At 67.3% G+C, this 1521-nt stretch carries 4 protein-coding genes; all 4 read left to right on the forward strand.

The features are described 5' to 3' along the window. Positions 1-175 precede the first annotated feature (175 nt). The 4 genes from AB0H83_RS51835 (at position 176) to AB0H83_RS51850 (ending at position 1347) form a co-directional block, all read left to right on the forward strand. Positions 176-316, forward strand: coding sequence for a hypothetical protein (locus AB0H83_RS51835; protein ID WP_360111471.1), 141 nt, complete (start codon positions 176-178; stop codon positions 314-316). Next, positions 313-633 carry a hypothetical protein gene (locus AB0H83_RS51840; protein ID WP_360111474.1) on the forward strand — a complete coding sequence of 107 codons (321 nt, stop codon included), beginning with the start codon at positions 313-315 and terminating at the stop codon, positions 631-633. Before AB0H83_RS51835 ends, AB0H83_RS51840 begins: the two co-directional genes overlap by 4 nt. Next, positions 624-857 carry a DUF397 domain-containing protein gene (locus AB0H83_RS51845; protein WP_360111477.1) on the forward strand — a complete coding sequence of 78 codons (234 nt, stop codon included), beginning with the start codon at positions 624-626 and terminating at the stop codon, positions 855-857. Before AB0H83_RS51840 ends, AB0H83_RS51845 begins: the two co-directional genes overlap by 10 nt. Positions 858-963: 106 nt before the next feature. Further along, on the forward strand, positions 964-1347 hold the full coding sequence (locus AB0H83_RS51850) for a hypothetical protein (protein ID WP_360111480.1): 384 nt from the start codon (positions 964-966) through the stop codon (positions 1345-1347). Positions 1348-1521: the final 174 nt, after the last annotated feature.

Here is a 1521-nt window from a genome sequence, read left to right on the forward strand (position 1 = left end):
AGCGTCGCACCACCCTCCGAGTTGACCCCGGAACAATTTTCCGGGGTGAAGGCCCTCGATGGGTAGACGCTTCATCTATGTTTCGGGCGGTCTTGGTCCAGGGTGCCAACGGCGGTGGCGCGTGACGGTTCATCGCGCTTCGACTTCGACGTGCCGTTCGTGTGAGGGGCGCGGGGTGAAGCTGGTCAGTCGACGTGGGGCGCTGACGATGGCCGAGGACAGCGTGGTGTACGCGGTGCGGCCGTGCGTCGACTGCGGCGGCGTTCCGGCTCCGGATCAGGACGGCTCTGGCCAGGAGACGGAGGCGACCGAATGAGAGCAACAACGTTCCGGGTGGCGGAGGTGCCTGTGGCGCCGCAACCCGACCTCGACCTGGATGTCCGGACGCTGCGGTGCTGGGGTGCGGTCGACGAGGACGGCGACCCGGTCCTCGTGCTCAAAGACGACGACGTGACCGTGGTCATCGACTTCGGGTTCGGCGGCGCATGGGACACCGCGATCCGGGCAGCAGAGCGGCTCAGTGACGAGGCCTTGGCGTACGCGTCGAAGCTTCGGGAACTGATGGCCGCCCAGCAGACGTCGCCGGCCGACAAGGCGCCGGCGCAAGAGAATAAGGAGGAACCATGCAGGTGACCAAGGACGGCGTGACCGTCGACTTGACCGGCGCGAGTTGGGTCAAGAGCAGCAGGAGCGGCCCGTACTCCGACAACTGCGTCGAGGTGACCGGCCTCGACGGGCCGCTCGTCGCGGTGCGGGACTCGAAGAACCCGGACGGTGCGGTGCTGGCGTTCACGCCGAGCGAGTGGGACGCGTTCGTCGAGGGCGCCCAGGGCGGCGAGTTCAACCGGGCCAAGTAGACGCGATGGCGTGGAGGTGGCCCCTCGATGCTCGAATCACCGAGGGACCGCCACCCATCGTGACACTTCCGGGTGACGCCCGGAACACGTGGAAGGGCGGCGCAGCATGATCGTGCAAGACGACCTTCGCGGTGACGCGCTCCGGCTGGAGATCGCCATCGCGCTCCTCCCCCTCGTCGGCCGGGTTCAGCAGGTCGACGACAACGCCCGGGTGCTCGGTACGCGGGGCAACCGGCTGACCGACCAGGAAGACCGGCGGCTCGTCATCGACGACGCGGCCCGCGGCTGGGAAGCGCTCGATCCGACGCAGCAGCGAAGCTACGGCGCGGATCTGAGGTCGGCGCTGTACGCGTACACCTGCGACTACGTCGAAGCGGTCGAGGCCGGCGGTCCCGATCCGGACGAGGCGGACGCGCGTACCTACGAGAGCGCGATGGAAGCGTTGTGGCGGCGGCACGCTGACGCGCTACGCGCAGCGAACGCGGACTGAACAGGGCCTCGGCATCGTCTGGTGCCGGGGCTTCACCGTGCCGTGCTAGTCCCATCCTTCCGGAGGATCGACAGCACGGCGCTCACACAGTTAAGGTCTTGACAAGGTATGTTGTCGTCTTCGAATGGTGGGTCTCCGTGCCGATCGAGTACAGACCTCCCAAGTACATAACCA

Source organism: Dactylosporangium sp. NPDC050688 (genome assembly GCF_040654515.1).
Lineage (GTDB): Bacteria > Actinomycetota > Actinomycetes > Mycobacteriales > Micromonosporaceae > Dactylosporangium.

Excerpts from the sequence above, each read along its gene's own strand:
- AB0H83_RS51840 (WP_360111474.1), top strand. The coding sequence starts at position 313 with ATGAGAGCAACAACGTTCCGGGTGGCGGAGGTGCCTGTGGCGCCGCAA.
- AB0H83_RS51845 (WP_360111477.1), top strand. The coding sequence starts at position 624 with ATGCAGGTGACCAAGGACGGCGTGACCGTCGACTTGACCGGCGCGAGT.
- AB0H83_RS51850 (WP_360111480.1), top strand. The coding sequence starts at position 964 with ATGATCGTGCAAGACGACCTTCGCGGTGACGCGCTCCGGCTGGAGATC.